The sequence below is a fragment of the Allobosea sp. Tri-44 genome (assembly GCF_004123845.1).
GTDB lineage: Bacteria > Pseudomonadota > Alphaproteobacteria > Rhizobiales > Beijerinckiaceae > Allobosea.
This window is the reverse complement of record NZ_NBDP01000042.1, coordinates 211,648-228,570: the sequence shown is the minus strand read 5'-3', so window position 1 is coordinate 228,570 and position 16,923 is coordinate 211,648. Positions and strand designations below refer to the sequence as shown.

At 67.8% G+C, this 16,923-nt stretch carries 19 protein-coding genes; 9 read left to right on the top strand and 10 right to left on the bottom strand.

From position 1 onward, the window contains the following. On the bottom strand, positions 1 to 741 hold the full coding sequence (locus B6S44_RS24420) for an SDR family NAD(P)-dependent oxidoreductase (RefSeq protein WP_129159470.1): 741 nt from the start codon (positions 739 to 741) through the stop codon (positions 1 to 3). A gap of 101 nt (positions 742 to 842) precedes the next feature. Here B6S44_RS24420 and B6S44_RS24415 point away from each other — a divergent pair, with 101 nt between their 5' ends. Then, entirely contained in the window at positions 843 to 1,484 is a 642-nt protein-coding gene (locus B6S44_RS24415) for a TetR/AcrR family transcriptional regulator (protein WP_129159469.1), read from the top strand. An 82-nt stretch (positions 1,485 to 1,566) separates the two neighbouring features. Next, positions 1,567 to 1,890, top strand: coding sequence for a hypothetical protein (locus B6S44_RS24410; protein ID WP_129159468.1), 324 nt, complete (start codon positions 1,567 to 1,569; stop codon positions 1,888 to 1,890). 7 nt (positions 1,891 to 1,897) lie between these two features. On the opposite strand, the gene B6S44_RS24405 is transcribed toward B6S44_RS24410, so the two are convergent. Then, a complete protein-coding gene (locus tag B6S44_RS24405) occupies positions 1,898 to 2,782 on the bottom strand; it encodes an AraC family transcriptional regulator (protein WP_129159467.1) in 885 nt (294 codons plus the stop codon). Here B6S44_RS24405 and B6S44_RS24400 point away from each other — a divergent pair. Then, positions 2,781 to 3,191 carry a DUF2000 family protein gene (locus B6S44_RS24400; protein WP_129159466.1) on the top strand — a complete coding sequence of 137 codons (411 nt, stop codon included), beginning with the start codon at positions 2,781 to 2,783 and terminating at the stop codon, positions 3,189 to 3,191. The two genes, B6S44_RS24405 and B6S44_RS24400, sit on opposite strands and share 2 nt — an antisense overlap. Positions 3,192 to 3,309: 118 nt before the next feature. Here the strand turns inward: B6S44_RS24400 and B6S44_RS24395 are convergent, their stop codons facing one another. Beyond that, positions 3,310 to 4,320 carry an aldo/keto reductase gene (locus B6S44_RS24395; protein ID WP_129159465.1) on the bottom strand — a complete coding sequence of 337 codons (1,011 nt, stop codon included), beginning with the start codon at positions 4,318 to 4,320 and terminating at the stop codon, positions 3,310 to 3,312. 119 nt (positions 4,321 to 4,439) lie between these two features. Here B6S44_RS24395 and fliK point away from each other — a divergent pair, with 119 nt between their 5' ends. From fliK to B6S44_RS24365, 6 genes are all read left to right on the top strand, one after another. Beyond that, positions 4,440 to 5,978, top strand: coding sequence for a flagellar hook-length control protein FliK (fliK, locus tag B6S44_RS24390; protein WP_129159464.1), 1,539 nt, complete (start codon positions 4,440 to 4,442; stop codon positions 5,976 to 5,978). Then, positions 5,975 to 6,256, top strand: coding sequence for an EscU/YscU/HrcU family type III secretion system export apparatus switch protein (locus tag B6S44_RS24385; RefSeq protein WP_129159463.1), 282 nt, complete (start codon positions 5,975 to 5,977; stop codon positions 6,254 to 6,256). The genes fliK and B6S44_RS24385 overlap by 4 nt, the downstream gene beginning before the upstream one ends. Continuing rightward, positions 6,253 to 7,383, top strand: a complete 1,131-nt coding sequence (locus tag B6S44_RS24380) for a GNAT family N-acetyltransferase (RefSeq protein ID WP_129159462.1) — start codon at positions 6,253 to 6,255, stop codon at positions 7,381 to 7,383. Before B6S44_RS24385 ends, B6S44_RS24380 begins: the two co-directional genes overlap by 4 nt. 61 nt (positions 7,384 to 7,444) lie before the next feature. Further along, complete coding sequence (locus tag B6S44_RS24375) at positions 7,445 to 8,452, top strand: NAD-dependent epimerase (protein ID WP_129159461.1); 1,008 nt, start codon at positions 7,445 to 7,447, stop codon at positions 8,450 to 8,452. Between the two features lie 8 nt (positions 8,453 to 8,460). Beyond that, a complete protein-coding gene (mog, locus tag B6S44_RS24370; RefSeq protein WP_129159460.1) occupies positions 8,461 to 9,006 on the top strand; it encodes a molybdopterin adenylyltransferase in 546 nt (181 codons plus the stop codon). A gap of 103 nt (positions 9,007 to 9,109) precedes the next feature. After that, complete coding sequence (locus B6S44_RS24365; protein ID WP_129159459.1) at positions 9,110 to 10,525, top strand: mannose-1-phosphate guanylyltransferase/mannose-6-phosphate isomerase; 1,416 nt, start codon at positions 9,110 to 9,112, stop codon at positions 10,523 to 10,525. A gap of 114 nt (positions 10,526 to 10,639) precedes the next feature. On the opposite strand, the gene B6S44_RS24360 is transcribed toward B6S44_RS24365, so the two are convergent. The 7 genes from B6S44_RS24360 to B6S44_RS24330 all read right to left on the bottom strand — a co-directional run bounded on the left by B6S44_RS24360 (position 10,640) and on the right by B6S44_RS24330 (position 16,920). Further along, entirely contained in the window at positions 10,640 to 11,197 is a 558-nt protein-coding gene (locus tag B6S44_RS24360) for a glutathione peroxidase (RefSeq protein WP_129159458.1), read from the bottom strand. Positions 11,198 to 11,325: 128 nt separating this feature from the next. Next, complete coding sequence (locus B6S44_RS24355; RefSeq protein WP_110488895.1) at positions 11,326 to 11,712, bottom strand: response regulator; 387 nt, start codon at positions 11,710 to 11,712, stop codon at positions 11,326 to 11,328. A gap of 112 nt (positions 11,713 to 11,824) precedes the next feature. Beyond that, complete coding sequence (gene cheB / locus B6S44_RS24350; RefSeq protein ID WP_129159456.1) at positions 11,825 to 12,931, bottom strand: chemotaxis-specific protein-glutamate methyltransferase CheB; 1,107 nt, start codon at positions 12,929 to 12,931, stop codon at positions 11,825 to 11,827. Further along, positions 12,931 to 13,524 (bottom strand): chemoreceptor glutamine deamidase CheD, encoded by a 594-nt coding sequence (locus tag B6S44_RS24345; protein ID WP_129159455.1) that lies wholly within the window; start codon positions 13,522 to 13,524, stop codon positions 12,931 to 12,933. The genes cheB and B6S44_RS24345 overlap by 1 nt, the downstream gene beginning before the upstream one ends. After that, entirely contained in the window at positions 13,521 to 14,321 is an 801-nt protein-coding gene (locus B6S44_RS24340) for a CheR family methyltransferase (protein WP_129159454.1), read from the bottom strand. Before B6S44_RS24340 ends, B6S44_RS24345 begins: the two co-directional genes overlap by 4 nt. 73 nt (positions 14,322 to 14,394) lie before the next feature. After that, positions 14,395 to 16,341 carry a methyl-accepting chemotaxis protein gene (locus tag B6S44_RS24335; RefSeq protein ID WP_129159453.1) on the bottom strand — a complete coding sequence of 649 codons (1,947 nt, stop codon included), beginning with the start codon at positions 16,339 to 16,341 and terminating at the stop codon, positions 14,395 to 14,397. 75 nt (positions 16,342 to 16,416) lie between these two features. Next, positions 16,417 to 16,920, bottom strand: a complete 504-nt coding sequence (locus tag B6S44_RS24330) for a chemotaxis protein CheW (RefSeq protein WP_057190852.1) — start codon at positions 16,918 to 16,920, stop codon at positions 16,417 to 16,419. Positions 16,921 to 16,923 lie beyond the last annotated feature (3 nt).

Below are 16,923 nucleotides of genomic sequence, written 5' to 3'. Positions count from 1 at the left end.
TCAGGTGTTCACCCCGCCATCGATGGCGATCCCGGTACCGGTGATGAAGCGCCCTTCCTCGCTCGCCAGATAGGCGACGAGGCCGGCGATGTCTTCCGCCTTGCCATAGCGCGGGATCGCCATCTTGGCGCGCTGGCCCTCGGCATGCTCGCCATCGGCGGGGTTCATGTCGGTATCGGTCGGGCCGGGATGGACGATGTTGACGGTGATGCCGCGCGGCCCGAGATCGCGGGCGAGGCCCTTGGTGAAGCCGATCAGCGCCGCCTTGCTCATCGCATAGAGCGCGATCCCCGGCTCCATCACGCGCTCGGCCAGGCATGAGCCGGTGGTGATGATCCGCCCGCCATCGGGCAGGTGCTTCGCGGCAGCCTGCGAGGCGACGATCACCGCCCGGACATTGATAGCGATGATCGCGTCGATCTCCTTGAGATCCCAGCTGCCGACCTCGCCATAATGCCAGATGCCGGCATTGTTGACGAGGATGTCGAGCCCGCCGAACTCGGCCGCCGCCTTGTCGACCGCGCCCGTCAGCGCTGCCGGATCGGCACTATCGGCCTGCAGCACCACCGCCTTGCGGCCGAGCGCCCGGATCTGCGCGGCCACCGCCTCGGCCTTGTCGCGGGCGTGCTCATAGGTCAGCGCCACATCCGCTCCGTCCTGCGCCAGTCTGAGCGCCGTCGCCGCGCCGATGCCGCGGCTTCCGCCGGTCACCAGGGCCTTCTTGCCTGCCAATGTCGTCATGGATCACCCATATCTGTAGTGATTGATACAAATACAGATGATGCGCTTGCCCCAGGACGTCAAGAGATTTATTTATCGGTCGATACAGAAAGGTGACAGCCATGGCCGAACGAGGCCGCCCACGTGCCTTCGACCGGGGAGAAGCCCTCCACCGGGCAATGCTGCTGTTCTGGGAGAAGGGCTATCAGGGCACCTCGATGAGCGAGCTCACCGCGGCGATGGGCATCAACGCGCCCAGCCTCTACGCCTGCTTCAGCAGCAAGGAGGCGCTCTATCGCGAGACGATGGCGCTCTACGACGACTACGAAGGCGGCGGCTTCGGCGCCGCGCTCGCTGCTGCTCCGGACGCGCGCACGGCGATCGAGACCTATCTGATGGGGTCGGCCAGGCTCTTCACCCGCCCCGGCAAACCGGCAGGCTGCATGGTCGTGCTCTCCGTCATCCAGGCAGCCGGAGTGAGCGAGGAGGCCGCCTGCGAACTGCGCGACGCCCGCGCTGAGATGCAAGGGCTGCTGGAGACCCGGTTGCGGGCCGAGGCTGCGAAAGGCGCGCTTCCCGCGTCGTGCGACGTCTCAGCGATCGCGTCCTTCTACATCACGGTGCAACAGGGCATGTCGATCCGCGCGCGTGACGGGGCGGCCCGCGCCGATCTCGAAGCCGTGGCGCAAGGGGCGATGTTGGCCTGGGACGGGTTGACCAGAGCCCCGGGCATGAAGGTCGCACAGCCCACGCTATCGGTTTAACGCCTTGCTCAGCCTGATCCGAGGCTTTGCTGGGCAGTCCGGGCCCGGTCGGGCACAATCATGCCGCGCAATGGAGCCTGGCATGATCCGTCGTCTCGCCGTCGCCGCCCTCGCTGTCGCCCTGCTGCCGGCGAGCGCCGAAGCCGCCAAGTTCCGCTTCGGTGGCGGCCGCTCGTCCACCACCCATGCCGGCCAGGGCCAGCGTGACGGCTCTCATGTCGTGGTCACGCCGACGCTGCGCAGCCGCCAGACACAGAACGCCTCAGCAAGCCAGCCTCTCCGCATCGCGACGCCAGCTGCCACCGCCGCGGTCGAGACGGCTGATCTTCGCGGCACGCAGTCCGTGGAAGCGCGTGTCTGGTGCCGCTCGCAAGTGGTCGTCGGCGGTTTCTGTATCCTGAACTGAGCGCCGCTCAGGCGGCTTCAGGCACCCTACCGACCTGCATCGCCCGCCAGCGGCCGGGCGACTGCCCATAAGCGCGGCGGAAATGCCGGGTCATATGGCTCTGGTCGGCAAAGCCGCTCGCCGCAGCAGCCTCCGCCAAGGGCTCACCCCGACGGATCAAGAGTCTTGCCCGCTCCAGCCGGCGCATCACCAGGTAATGATGCGGGCTGGTGCCATAGCGGCGGCGGAACTGCCGTGCCAGCGCATAACGATCGAGCCCGGTGACCACCTCCAGCATCGTGGAATCGATCGTCTCGTCCCGGCTCTCGCTGAGGAAATCGCGCGCCCGCTCACAGGCCCGCATCGCCGGTGTCTCCGCGCCATTCAGCGCGCAGGACGGATCGAGCCGGAGTAGCGCCTCGGCCAGCGCGCCGACCGTCGCATCGCGCTCCAGCGGCTCCAGCCCATGCTCGACATCGCCGAGCAGGCCGACCAGCGCCCGCATCAGGCTGCCATCGCGACAGACCGCATTGCCGATGAACGGGATCGCGCTGGCGCGCCCGGCGAGCGCAGCCATGATCAAGCCCGGCTCGACATAGGCCATGCGGTAGCGGAAGCCGCTCTCGATCCCGGCCCGGCCATTATGCAATTCGTCCGGATGCAGCACGATCAGGTCGCCCGGCGTCGAATCCCGCTGCGCGCCGCGATAGTCGAAGCTCTGCACCCCGCTGATCGTGTAGCCGATCGCATAGGTGTCGTGCCGGTGCGTGTCATAGGCATGGCCGCTGAAGAAGGCCTCGATGCGCTCCGGCCCCTCGCCGTCCGGCGCGGTACGAATCCAGTCGCCCCGCGAAACGGCCGCGCACAAACGTTCAAGACCGCCGGGCTGGCCGGGCTCTATCGCTGTCGGCATGCGCTTCGACACCAAGATTGCCATCATCGTCCAAGAGGAGCTCGCCGCCTGGCAGAAGCTCAATGTCACCGCGTTCCTGTCGGGCGGGCTGGTCGCCGCCGCGCCGGACCTCGGTGGTGAAGCTTACCGCGACGGCTCGGGCAAGGTCTACGGTCCGCTGGTGCGCCAGCCGATCCTGGTCTTCGCCGCGACCTCGGCCGACCTCACCCGCGTGTTGCGGCGAGCGAAGGAAGCCGGCCTGACGCCCTCGCTCTACACCAGAGAGCTGTTCGCAACCGGCCATGACGAGGCCAATCGCGCCGCGGTCGAGGCTGTGGCGACCGAGGCGCTCGACCTGGTCGGGATCGCGCTGCATGGCGAGCGCAAGGCGGTCGACAAGGCGATCAAGGGGCTGAAACTGCATCCGTAGAGCGGCGCACCGTCATTGCGAGCGCAGCGAAGCAATCCATGGGGACATAGAGCTCTGCCGCCCCTCGATGCTTCGTCGCTTTGCTCCTCGCAATGACGGGCTGGTGCGCCGTCCGGCCTCACCCCGTCCGCGCCAGCCGCCCTTCCAGCGGATAGGCCGGATCGCTGTAGCCCGGCGTCGAGGGATGCCCCGCCGGCACAAGTGAATCGACCAGAGCTTCGTCCTCGGCGGTGAAATCGGCTGAGAGCGCCGAGAGATAGCCCTGCCATTGCTCCATGGTACGCGGGCCCGCCACAGCCGCGGTCAGGAGCTTGTTGTTCAGCACCCAGCGGACCGCGAACTGCACGGGCGTCAGGCCCCGCGCCGCGGCATGGTCGCGGATCGTGCGGGCGATCACCAGCGATTCCTCGCGCCATTCCGTTTGCATGATGCGCTTGTCGGCGCGCCCAGCTCGCGTGCCCTCGGGCGGCGCTTGGCCGGGCTCGTATTTCGCCGTCAGAATGCCGCGCGCCAGCGGCGAGTAGCTGGCAACGCCGAGCCCGTAATAGCCGCAGGCCGGCAGGTGCTCGACCTCGGGCATGCGGTTCATCGCGTTGTAATAGGGCTGGCTGACCACCGGCCGGTCGATGCCGAGATCGTCGCAGAGCCGGCAGATCTCGGCGACGCGCCAGCCACGATAATTCGAAACGCCGAAATAGCGGATCTTGCCGGCCCGCACGAGGTCGCCGATCGCCCTGATCGTCTCGGCGAGCGGCGTCTCGTGATCCTCCTTGTGCAGGTAATAGACGTCGATGAAATCGCTGCCGAGCCGCTTCAGGCTGGCGTTGCAGGCCTCGATCAGCCATTTGCGCGAGAGTCCGCGCTGATTCGGCCCCTCGCCCATCGCATTCGCGGCCTTGGTCGCCAGCACCCAGCCATGGCGATTGCCGGCGATGGCGCGGCCGGTGATCTCTTCCGAGCGCCCGTCCGCATAGACGTCGGCGGTGTCGATGAAGTTGATGCCGGCTGCGGTGGCGCTGTCGATGATCGCCCGCGCATCGGCTTCCTCGGTCTGCGCGCCGAACATCATCGTGCCGAGGCAGAGCGGCGAGACCTTGAGGCCGGAACGGCCGAGCGCGCGATAATCCATGACGATCTCTCCTGAACAGGCGGGCAAACCTGCCGCAGAGCAGGCGCCCGCACCAGCGCCGCCAGCGCAACGCCGCCCAGCGCAAGAGAATCCTTAACATTTCGTGGCAGGTTGCCCGGATGGCAGCCATCCCGCCCGATCCGGCGCAACTCGCCGCGCTCGTCAAGAGCCAGAGCCTCGCGACCCTGCTCGCGGCGATGAGCGGTAATGGCGGTCTCGCCGCCGGCAAGACCGTGGAAGCCAAGCTGGTCTCGCTCGATGCTGACGGCAAAGCCACCGCTTTGGTCAACGGCGTCAAGGTCGCGCTCGTGCTCGCCGGCCCCGAGGCGAAGCAAGCGGCCCTGCAGCCGGGCGCCAGCCTGATGCTCAAGCTCGCAGCGCCGGCAGAGCCCGGCGCGCCGCTGCAGGCGACACTGGTCGGGATTCGTCCTGCGCCGACCGGCAGCGCCAACCCTTCGGCACCTGCCGGACAACCGACGGTCGGCACCACGCCACCGGTGCCGCAGCCGACACAAGCGCCGACCTTGGCGAACGCTTCCGCTGCAACCGCACAGGCGTCGACGGCCCCCGCTGCTTTGCAGGCCGGCCGCACGCCCCCCACGGCAACCACCGTACCTGTCGCTCCGCAGGTCGCACCCGCTTCGCCGCGCGCGGTCGCCGGACCACTGCTCGGCGCCGCGCTCGGGCGGCAGGACAGCTTCGCCCCGCTCTTCGCCAATCTCGGCAGCCTGGCGCAGGGCTCGGTCGCACTCACCTTGCCGAAGCCGCTGATGACCCTGGTCGATCAGATCCTCGCCCAGCGGCTGCCAGCGGAGGCCAGGCCAGTCACGCCCGAAGCGCTGAAGGCTGCGATCGCTCGCTCCGGCGTCTTCTTCGAAGCGCGGCAAGCGGCGGGAGAGGCTCCGACGCCGCAGACCGACCTCAAAGCGGCGCTACAGAGCCTGCGCGACCTGCTCAAGCCCGCGGTCGAGGGCGCGCCAACGCCGAGATTGCCCCTTCCTGGCGAGAGCACGACCGACACTGCGCCGCAGCCCGGACGCCCGGCCCTGCGCACGACGCCGGAGCAGGACGCCGCTGAATCGACGTCGGCCAAGGCGCGCCCTGCCCCACCGCGCGACGGCCTATTGACGCCACAGCCGGCCACCGAGCCGAGCCTGACCAGCGCGGCGCGCCCGGCCGCGATCGCGCAGACGCTGTTCGGCCAGGCGGAGGCGGCGCTCGATCGTATCGCGCTCGCCCAATACGCCTCGCTGCCGCAGGAGGCCGCACGGCTCGACCAGCAGCCGCAGGCGCGCTGGCTCACCGAAATTCCGCTCGCTCTTCCGAACGGCACCGCCGTGCTGCCGCTGGAGATCGAGCGCGATCCGCCTCAGGCTGGCTCCGCGACACCCGATGCGCCGCTCTGGCGGGTGCGCTTCGCGCTCGATGTCGAGCCACTCGGCGCGCTTCAGGGCGTGGTGACACTGCAGGGCCGCGCCATCGGCGTCTCCTTCTGGGCCGAGCGCGAGGAGACCAGCCGCCTGCTGCGTCAGGCGACGCCCGATCTGGAGACCTCCCTCCTCAGATCGCGTTTCGACAGCGCCGAGTTCGAGGTCTTCACCGGCCATCCGCAGCAGGCCAAGGCGAGCGCCGGCCAGTTCCTGGACCGCCGCTCATGAGCCGGCCCCTCCCGCTACCGCTCGCCGTCGCGCTCGAATATGACGGCCAGGGTGCACCGCGCGTCACCGCCAAGGGCCATGGCGTCGTCGCGGAGAAGATCATCGAGACCGCGCGCGAGCACGACATCGCCATTGAGCAGAACGCCGTGCTGGCGCAGGCGCTTTCGGCCGTCGAGCTCGAGGACACCATCCCCGAGGAGCTCTATCTTGCGACCGCGCAGGTGATCGCCTTCGTGCTCGGCCTGCGCCGCCGCAGTGGCGGTCCGCTGCGCCCATGACCGCTTCTGTCGCGGTCAGCCGCCTGCCGGCGGCGGCCTATGGCGCAACCTACGCCGAAGCCTTCGCCGATCTCTGCCAGCGGGCCGACGCGCCCAATCTCCATATGGCGCCGGCGGCCGTCGCGGCTGCGCTGAACTTCGGCATCGCCAGCGACGACATCGTCGTCCTGACGGCTCATGAAGTCGAAGGTGAGCGCCTGCTCGGCCTCTGGGCCCTGCGCCGGGTGCGCACCCTCCACAGCGGCCTCATACAGGTCCTCGAAGCGCCGCTGGTGCCGCTCTACGAAGTTTCCTCGGCCCCGGTGCTCGACCGCGAACGCGCAAGCGACGTCGCCCTGGCGCTGGTGCGCGCCATCGTCGAGGCGCCGGATCTGCCGAAGATCCTGAAGCTGCCGCTATTACCCATGCAGGGTAAGGTCTTCGCCGCCATCGAGTCCGCGCTGGCGGCAACTGGCAGCATCGTCACGAGCTTCGAGCGCTGGCAGCGGCCGATGCTGGTCCCCGAGCCGGGAGACGATGCCGAGCGCAATCTGCGCCGCGCCCTCGGCCAGGGCTACAAGAAGCGCATGCAGCAGCATCGCCAGATCGAGAAGGCCGGCACGCTCGCCTATGAGCGCCATCGCAGCACTGACGCCGTCGCCGCGCTGGAAGATTTCCTAACGCTCGAAGCGGCCGGTTGGAAGGGCAGCAGGGGCACCGCGCTCGCTGGCCTGCCGCGGCACGGCGCCTATATCCGCGAGATCGTCAGGAATTTCGCCGCCGTCGACGGCGCCCGTATCGACCTGCTGCGGCTGGATGGCGTGCCGATCGCCGGCGGACTGCTGCTCGATCTCGCCGGGCAGTCGCACTTTCTCAAGATCGCCTATGACGAGAGCAAGGCCCGCCTCTCGCCGGGCCGGGCGTTGGCCATCGAAATGCTGCGCGCCGATTTCGCCGTGGGCCGCCCGTTCCGGCTGGACAGCGGCGCTGGCGACCGGGTCGATCCATCAGCCTATCCCTGGGGCGAACGGCAGGAGATGGCGAACGCCATCGTCGCGCTCGCCGGTCGCTCCGCCGCCCTGCCCCGGCTCGCGGCGGCAGCGCGACTGCAACTAAGGCGCTGGCGCGACCGCGCCGGCGCGCGTTGACCGAAATCGCAAGCTGCTCGATAGACGTATCCGCAACAGCGCGACGGGCGCGAGGAGGATCATGCGCGTTCTGGTGACGGGGGCTGCCGGCTTCATCGGCAATGAGACAGCCCGGGTTCTGCTCGAACGCGGCGACGAGGTCGTCGGCATCGACAATCTCAACGACTATTACGATCCCGCTTTGAAGCAGGCGCGGCTCGCCCGCCTCGACGGCCACAACCGCTTCAGCTTCGAGACGCTCGACCTCGCCGATCGCGACGGCATGGCCAGGCTCTTCGCCGAGGGCCGCTTCGAGCGTGTCGTCCATCTCGGCGCCCAGGCCGGGGTGCGCTTCTCGATCGAGAACCCGCAGGCCTATCTCGACTCCAACCTGACCGGCTTCGGCCATGTCCTCGAAGGCTGCCGCCGCAATAGCGTCGAGCATCTCGTCTATGCCTCATCGAGCTCGGTCTACGGCGCCAACACCCGCACGCCCTTCCGCGTCGAGGACAATGTCGACCACCCGGTCAGCCTCTATGCCGCGACCAAGAAGGCGAATGAGGGCATGGCCCATTCCTATAGCCACCTCTACGGGCTGCCGACCACGGGCCTGCGCTTCTTCACGGTCTATGGCCCCTGGGGCCGGCCCGACATGGCGCCGATGACCTTCACCAAGAAAATCCTCGCCGGCGAGCCGATCGAGGTCTTCAACGAGGGCCGGCACGAGCGCGACTTCACCTATGTCGACGACATCGTCGAAGCGGTGGTCCGCGTGCTCGACCAGATCGCCGCCCCGGACCCCGCCTGGTCAAGCGATGAGCCTAGCCCCGCGACCTCCTCGGCACCGTGGCGGCTCTACAATATCGGCAACTCCGATCCCGTGCCGCTGATGGAGTTCATCGCCACGATCGAGCAGGCGGTCGGCAAGAAGGCCGTGATGGAGATGAAGCCGCGCCAGCCCGGCGACGTGCTGCGCACTGCCGCCGACGTCTCGGCGCTGGAGGCGGCGGTCGGCTTCCGTCCGCATACCCCGCTCGCCGAGGGCATCGGGCGCATGGTGCGCTGGTATCGCGACTTCTACCGCGTCTGAGGAAAACCATGGCGTCACCTGCGAAGATCGGCATCGTCACCGTCTCCGACCGCGCCTCGGCCGGCGTCTATGCCGACGAGGGCGGACCGGCCATCCTCGACTATCTCGCCAAGGCATTGACCAGTTCTTGGCAGGCGATCACGCGCGTCATCCCCGACGAGCGCGACGGCATCGCGCAGACGCTGATCGAACTCGCCGACAAGGAGGGCTGCTGCCTGATTGTCACCACCGGTGGCACCGGCCCTGCCCCGCGCGACGTCACGCCCGAGGCGACCGAAGACGTGATCGACAAGCTGATGCCCGGCTTCGGCGAATTGATGCGCCAGGTCAGCCTCGCCAAGGTGCCGACCGCGATCCTCTCGCGCCAGCTCGCCGGCATTCGCGGCAGGTCGCTGATCGTCAACCTGCCCGGCCGCCCGCGCGCCATCGCCGAATGTCTCGATGCGGTGATGCCGGCCATCCCCTATTGCATCGACCTGATCGAGGGACCCTATCTGGAGACGGATCCCGCGGTGATCGTCGCCTTCCGGCCGGGGCAGAAGCCGAAAGGGTGAACGATACCCCGATCGACACCACCGGCCTCTCCTTATGAGCGTTTATCGGATAGTAGCTTCGGTGCTGTAGAAGTCAGGGGTCAGATCCCGCCGGAAACCGTTCATGGCTATGAAGATCGTCCCTCTCGTCATGGCCGGCGGCTCCGGCACCCGCCTCTGGCCGCTGTCGCGCGACACCATGCCGAAGCAGTTCATCCCGCTGCTGGAGGACGGTCTCTCGACCTTCCAGGCGACGCTGCAGCGCCTCGCCGACCCGGCCTTCGGCCCGCCGATCGTCATCACCAACAATGATTTCCGCTTCATCGCCGCCGAGCAGATGCTGGCGCTCGGCATCCAGGGCGAGATCGTGCTCGAGCCCGAGCGGCGCGATTCCGCTGCGGCCATCGCCGTCGGCATGGTCATGGCGGAGAAGCGCGATTCCGATGCGGTCTGTGTCGCGCTCGCCTCCGACCATGTCGTCGGCGACGCCGAGGCCTTCCGCCAGGATTGCAAGCGCGCCGCCGGCCTTGCCGCCAGCGGACTGATCATGACGCTCGGCATCAAGCCGACGAATCCTTCGACGGCCTACGGCTACCTCGCCCCCGGCAAAGCGCTGCCCGAGCCCGGCGCCAACCGCCTCGAACGCTTCGTTGAGAAGCCCAAGCTCGACCTGGCGAAGCAGTACCTCGCCGACGGCTATCTCTGGAACAGCGGCAATTTCCTGTTCTCGGTCGGCACCATGCGCGAGGAACTGGCGCGCCACGCGCCGGCGGTGCTGTCGGCGGCCGAATCCGCGGTTGGCCGCGCCAAGCGCGATCTCGATTTCCTTCGGCTCGATCCCGAGAGCTTCAGCCGCGCCACCAGGATCTCGATCGACTATGCCGTGATGGAGCGCACCTCCCATGCCGGCATGCTCGCCGCCTCATTCGACTGGTCCGACGTCGGCTCCTGGGACTCGATCCACGCGATCAAGCCGCAGGACGACAACGGCAATGTGCTGGAAGGTCCGGCGGTCGCGCTCGACACCCGCCGCTCGCTGATCCGTAGCGAGGAGGTGCTGACCACCGTGGTCGGGCTCGACGACGTCGTCGTGGTCTCGACCCGCGACGCCGTGCTCGTCGCCTCGATGGCAGCAGCCGGCAAGGTCAAGACCTTGGTCGAGCAGATGAAGGCGGAAGGGCGTCCCGAGGCCAGCGAGCATTTGCGCATCTACCGGCCCTGGGGCTGGTACCAGCGCATCGACATCGGCAGCCGCTTCCAGGTCAAGCACATCCACGTCAAGGAAGGCGGCCAGCTCAGCCTGCAGAAGCATTTCCACCGCGCCGAGCACTGGGTCGTGGTCACCGGCACGGCCGAGGTCACGCTCGACGGCACGGTCCGGTTCGTCCACGAGAACGAGTCGGTCTACCTGCCGATCGGCTGCACCCACCGGCTGAAGAACCCCGGCAAGATCGGGCTCGAACTGATCGAGGTCCAGGTCGGCAGCTATACCGGCGAAGACGACATCATCCGCATCGAGGATATTTACGCACGTAGTTGAGAGCACCCGGGCGCCGCATCGTCATTGCGAGCGCAGCGAAGCAATCCAGACTTACAGAGCTCTGCCGCTCCTGGATTGCTTCGTCGCTACGCTCCTCGCAATGACAGGTAGGGCTCAGCCCTTCTCCAGCTCCTGCCCGATCGCGCGGATCAGCTCCGGCGAGAGCGGATCCATCCGCGAACTGAAGCTGCCGATTAGGCTGCCGTCGCGGCCGATCAGGTATTTGTGGAAATTCCAGTTCGGCAGCTCGGTCGGGCGCTGGTTCGCCGCCCAGCGATAGAACGGATGGGCCTCCGGCCCGCGCACCACGTTCTTCTGTGTGATCGGATAGTTCGCGCCATGGCTCTGGCGGACCACCTCGGCGATCGCCGCGCCGTCGAGCGGCTCCTGCCCGCCAAAATCGTTGCTCGGTACCGCGATCAGGACGAGGCCGCGGTCGCGATAGCGCTGCCAGAGCTGTTCGAGCCCGGCGAACTGCCCGGCAAGACCGCATTGCGTCGCCGTGTTGACGATCAGAATCGGCTTATCGCGATAGGCCGAGAGCGGGATGCGCCCGCCTTCGGCCCGGTCGAAGCTGAAGGCATAGGCATTGCTTTCCCCCTGCGCGGCCAGCGCCGGAGCGGCCGGTGCGAGCGCGAGAAGAGCGAGAATCTGGCGGCGATGGAAGCGCATGGGAAGCTCCGCGATGGTGCCAGGCTACTGCCGGATTAGCCTACTCGCCAAGTAAGATATCCGCGAGCGGAACCGAAAACGCCCCGGCATAGGCCGAGGCGTCATTCATTCTCAATTCGGCCGGCCGCTCAGCAGGCCAGCACCTTCTTCACGCGCACCTCGAGATCGCGCAGCTCATAGGGCTTCACGACGTAGTGGTCGGCACCGTTGGTGGTCGCCTCGTCCATCTTGTCGACCGAGCGCTCCGAGGTCGCCATGATGATCTTGATCTGGTTGAGCTCCGGCACCGAGCGGATGGCGCGCAGGAGGTCGATGCCGCTCATCCCGTCCATGTTCCAGTCGAGCAGCAGCAGATCGTAGCGCTTGGTCTGCATCTTCATCAGGGCTTCGCGGGCGTTCTCGGCCTCGTCGATGTCCTGGAACTCGATCTGCTTGAGGAAGTAGGTCGCGAGTCCGCGCATGCTCTTCTGGTCGTCGACCACGAGGATGCGGTACTCGCTTCTCGCCTTTGACATGGCACTCTCCCATAACATCGGACCGAAAAGTGGATTCCACTTTTCGGAGGAATCCGATGCGATAACAATGTAATAGATCATCGTGACCGCGTCCGTTTGGACGCGCGATGATCTACGCGGTGCGCTGCTGCGGGCGCTCGCCCAGCAATCCCGCGATGGCTCCCCCGATCTGGTCGAGCGGTACGACCCGATCAGCGGCGCCCAACTCGAACGCGGCTTTCGGCATCCCGTTTACCACACAGGTCTCGCCACTTTGGATTAACGTCGCAGCACCGGCTTTGCGCATGGCTAACAAACCGTCAGCGCCGTCGCGGCCCATGCCGGTGAGCAGGACGCCGATCGCGTGGCTGCCGAGCGAGCGGGCGACCGAATGGAACATCACGTCGACCGAAGGGCAATGCCCGCTGACCAGCGGCCCCTCCTTGACGACACAAACGAGTTCGCCGCGCCGCTCCTCGATCTCGAGATGCTTCGTGCCGCCCGGCGCGACCACCGCCATGCCCGGCCGCAGGCGATCGCCATCGGCCGCCTCGCGCACGTCGAGCCCGGTCGCAGCCGAAAGCCGCGCCGCAAACTTGGCCGTGTAGCCGGCCGGCATGTGCTGGACCACGGCGATCGGCAGGCGCAGATGCGCGGCATCGCGCATCACGGTCTGCACCGCCGGCACGCCGCCGGTCGAGGCGCCGATCGCGATCAGCGCGACCTTGCCGTGGTTGGCAGGCATATGCACCGCGACGGGCCGGGCCGGAGCGCTCTGGGGCCGCTGCTGCGTGACCATTTCCTTCGCAGCCGCCATCAGGCGCCGGCTGGCCGAGGCGCGCTGCAGCGCCGCCGCGACATGCTTCATGAAGCCTTCGAGCGTATGGGTCGACCCATCCGGCTTCTCGATGAAGTCGATCGCGCCGAGCTCCAGCGCCTGGATGGTGTTGTCGGCACCCGGCCCGCCAAAGGCCGAGACGATCAGCACCGGCAGCGGATCCTGTTTCAGCACGCGGGCGAGCAGCTTGAGCCCATGCCGGCCGGGCAGTTCGAGGTCGAGCGTCAGGATGTCGGGACGCAATTCCTGGATCGCGTCCCAGCCCTCCTCGGCGCTGCCGGCGACGCCAATCACCTGGAAGCCGGGGGTCGAGTTGATGATCTGCGTCATCAACTTCTGCATCAGCACAGAATCGTCGACGACGAGGACTTTGACCGGGCCACCGGAGGTCAGCACGCTCATCACCAGATCTCCACTTCACCGGCAACAGGCTGGGTCTTGAGGCGGTTGAGATAGGCCATTTCCTGCTCGCGCTCGGGATCGCGCGCCGCTTGCTGGACATGCTGGACCCAGGCGCGCCCGGTCGCGGGCTGGTAGTGGATCCGGCGCGAGCGCGTGCCGCCGACATCCCTGGAGACGACCGGGATGCCCTCGCGGGCGAGGAACTCATTGACGAAGATGATATTGCCCTCGCCGATCGCCAGCATGGTGGCGCCAGAGAGCACGCGTGCACCGCCGAAGACCTTGGCCTCGAGCTGGCCGCGCCTGGCGCCGCGCTTGAGCAGCCCGTTGATCAGCACTTCCATGGCGGTGTCGCCATAGCGCTCGCCGGCATGGGTATCGGTGCCGCCATTGTTCTTGGGCAGCAGGAAATGGTTGAGCCCGCCGACACCGATCTGCGGGTCGCGCATGCAGACCGAGACGCAGGAGCCGAGCACGGTGGCGACGATCTCGTCCTTCGCCGCGGTGATCTCGTGCTCGCCCGGCGCGACCGTGATGATGGTGGCTTCGAAGCGCGGATCGAAATAGCGCCGTGAGGATCGGTTCAGGCTCATGGCGTGCGCTCGTAGATCGTCCGGCCGATCAGCCGCAGTTGCGGGTGCGGCTGTGGCAGTGATTCAGAATGGCCGAGATAGAGGAAGCCGCCGGGCTGCAGCAGCGCGACGTAGCGGTCGAGGATCGCGGCCTTGGTCGGCGTGTCGAAATAGATGAAGACGTTGCGGCAGAAGATCACATCGAACGGCCCCTTCATCGGCCAGCTCTCGATCAGGTTCAGCCGTTTGAACGCGATCAGCCGCTTGAGCTCATCGGCGATGCGCGCTTCGCCGCGCCCGTTCTGGCCTTCCAGCTTGAGCAGCGGGCGCAGATCGGCCGGCAGCCGCTCGAACTGGTCGGTGGGGTATTGCCCGGAGGCGGCCCTGTCGAGGATGTCGGTATCGATGTCGGTCGCCAGGATCTTGAAGTCGAGGTCGCTTCGATGGCCGATCACGTCGCGCGAGATCGCCGCGGCGCTGTAGGGCTCCTCGCCCGAAGAGCAGGCCGCCGACCAGATCCGGATGCGACCACGCCGGCCCGCCCGCTCCTGGATCAGACGCGGCAGCACGTCCTTGCGCAGGTGGTCGAAATGGTGGCGCTCGCGGAAGAAAGCAGTGTGGTTGGTGGTGACCGCGTTGATCAGCTCGGGAATTTCATCCACTGCCGACGCGGTGCGCAGATAGGCGCAGTATTCCGCGATCGAGCCGAGGCCAAGCACCTTGACGCGCCGCGCCAGCCGTCCGCGCGCCATCGCCTCCTTGTGCTCGCGGATGACGATACCCGCATGCTCGTAGACGAGCTTGGCCACAAGGGCCATGTCGTCCCGGCTGAGCGTGGTGTCTGACTGGGCAGGTTGAGGCGCAAGCATGCTTCGGCCTTGGCGATAAGAACTAGAACTCGGCCCACTCGTCCTTCCGTCCTCCGCCGGCGACGCGGCGGCGCGGAGTGACGAGGCGGGCTTCGGCGGAATGGGTGTCGTGGCGAACGGGCAGGCGTCGCGGCTCGGTCGGCACGTTCGCGGCGGCCGGGCGCTGCCAGCTCGGCTCGATCGAGGCTGGTCGCGCCTGGACCGCCCTGCCCAGCTGGAAGAAGCTGGCGAGCTCGCGCAGCGCCTGCGTCTGCTCGGCGAGGCTCGCAGCCGAGCCGGCGCTCTGCTCGGCCAGCGCCGCATTCTGCTGGGTCGCCTCGTCCATCGCCGCGACGGACCGGCTCATCGCTGCGATGTCGGTCGCCTGCTCGGCGCTTGCCTGCGAAATCTCCGAGATGGTGGCGGAGACCTGCTCCACCGCCGTGACGATGCGGCCGAGCGTCTCGCCGGTCCGGCGCACCAGGCGCACGCCCTCGGCGACCTCAGCGTTGGAATTGGCGATCACGCCCTTGATGTCCTTGGCGGCGGTGGCGGAGCGCTGTGCCAGCGTGCGGACCTCGCTCGCGACCACGGCGAAGCCCTTGCCGGCGTCGCCGGCGCGAGCCGCTTCGACTGCGGCGTTGAGCGCCAGCAGATTGGTCTGGAAGGCGATGCCGTCGATCACCGAGACGATCTCGGCAATCCGCGCCGATGACTGCTCCATCCGCCCGATCGCGCCGATCGTCTCGGCCACGGCTTCCTGACCACTGCCGGCGACCGCCATCGCCTCCCCGGCAAGCGCGGTCGCGGCACGCGAGCGGCTGGCGCTCTGTCCGATCGAGGTCGCGAGCTGGCCGGTCGTCGCCGACGTCTCTTCCAGCCCAGCAGCCGACTGCTCGGTGCGACCGGCTAGGTCTTCCGCGCCGCCTCTGATCTCCCCGGCCGTCGCGGCGACCTGTGCCGTCGCCACCTGGATGCCGGAGACCGTCTGCGTCAGCCGCGCCAGCGTCTGGTTGAGTCCGGCCTTCAGCTCGCCGAGGCGGCCGTCATAGGCGCCGTCGACGCGACCGGTCAGGTCGCCCTCGTTGAGCCCTGACAGAACCGCCGCGAATTCGTTCGTGGCAGCCTCGACGATCGTATTGATCTCGTTGATGCCTTCGGCGATGCGCTGCAGCGCTTCCGGCTTGCCGGCAAGCGGCACGCGCCGGGAGAAATCGCCCCCGGCCGCCGCGGCGACGACAGCCGCGACCTCATCGGCGGCGCGCAATTCCTCGGTCAGCTCGCGCCACTCGATCGTCGAGCCGAGTCGCTGGCCGCCAGGTTGCGTCATCGTGGTCAGCGTCAGCGCAACCATGCGCCGGCCGAGCGGCACGCGCATGGTGCGGGCTTCTGGAACGCCCTGCGTGCCGGCGAACAGCTCCAGCACCTTGCCGAGCATGTCCTTGGCCGAGACGCCCGGGAAGGCGGCGCGGAAATCCTCCTGCGCCCCGCTGAAGAAGCTCAGCAGCGACTTGTTGACGTAGACGACGCGGTCCTGCGCATCGCAGACCATGATGCAGGTGCGGCAGCCGTCGAGCGCTGTGCGGATGCGTCCTGCCTCGAGGGAACTCTCCTGGACCTGGCGTAGCGCCCGCGACAGATCGCCGATCTCGTCGCGGCGGGCGAGCCCGGGCATGTCTTCTGCAGCGCCTTCCGAAAGCTTCTCCATGCCCTCGCGCAGCGCCGTCACCGGCCGCGTCAGCGAACGGGCCGTCAGCCAGCCGAGGCCGGCGGCGATGGCGAGGCCGGCAGCGCCGAAGGGCAGCGACAGGCTTGTAAGCGCCGACAATGCTGCATCGGCCTGCTGGCTGGAGAGGCCGAGGGCGCCGAGCTTTGCGGCTGCGCTCTGCTGAACCGCGAATGCGACGAGCCCGCCCGAAACGGCAGCGCCGCCGGCGAAGAGCGCCGGCAGCTTGACCGATAGTTTCGAGAGGACGCCCAGTTGGCTCATCGGCTCGTTTGTCTCTCAGGCGATCGGACTGATCTCTGGCCTACCGGCTGGGCGCTGCCTGGGGCCATCGGATGCTCAGGCGACGCGCAGTTGCTTGTCCTGGTTGTCACCGCCGTCACGGATCACCGCCGCAAGGTCGAGCAAGGCGACGATCTCGGTGTCGAGGAGGACGAGGCCTTCGATCAGCCCATGCTCGTCGCGCTCCAGATCCGGCGCCGGACGGACCGCGCTGACCGGGACGTCGACGATGTCGGAGACCGAGTCGACCAAGAGGCCGGCGGTCTTGTCCTCGACGTCGACGACGACGATGACATGGGTCGCAGTGGCCTCGGTGCTACCGAGCCCGATCGCGGTGCGCAGATCGTAGACCGCGAGGATGACGCCGCGCAGGTTGAGCACGCCGCGCACATGCGGCGCCGCATGCGGCAGCGGCGTCGTCGCCTGCCAGCCCTTGATCTCGCGGACCATGCCGACATCGATACCGAAGGTACGGTCGCCGACCCGGAAGGTGACGATCCGGCGCGCCGCGGACTCAGGCTGCGCCGAGGTGAAGTGCTTTTCGCTGAGCTGCAGGGACATGGT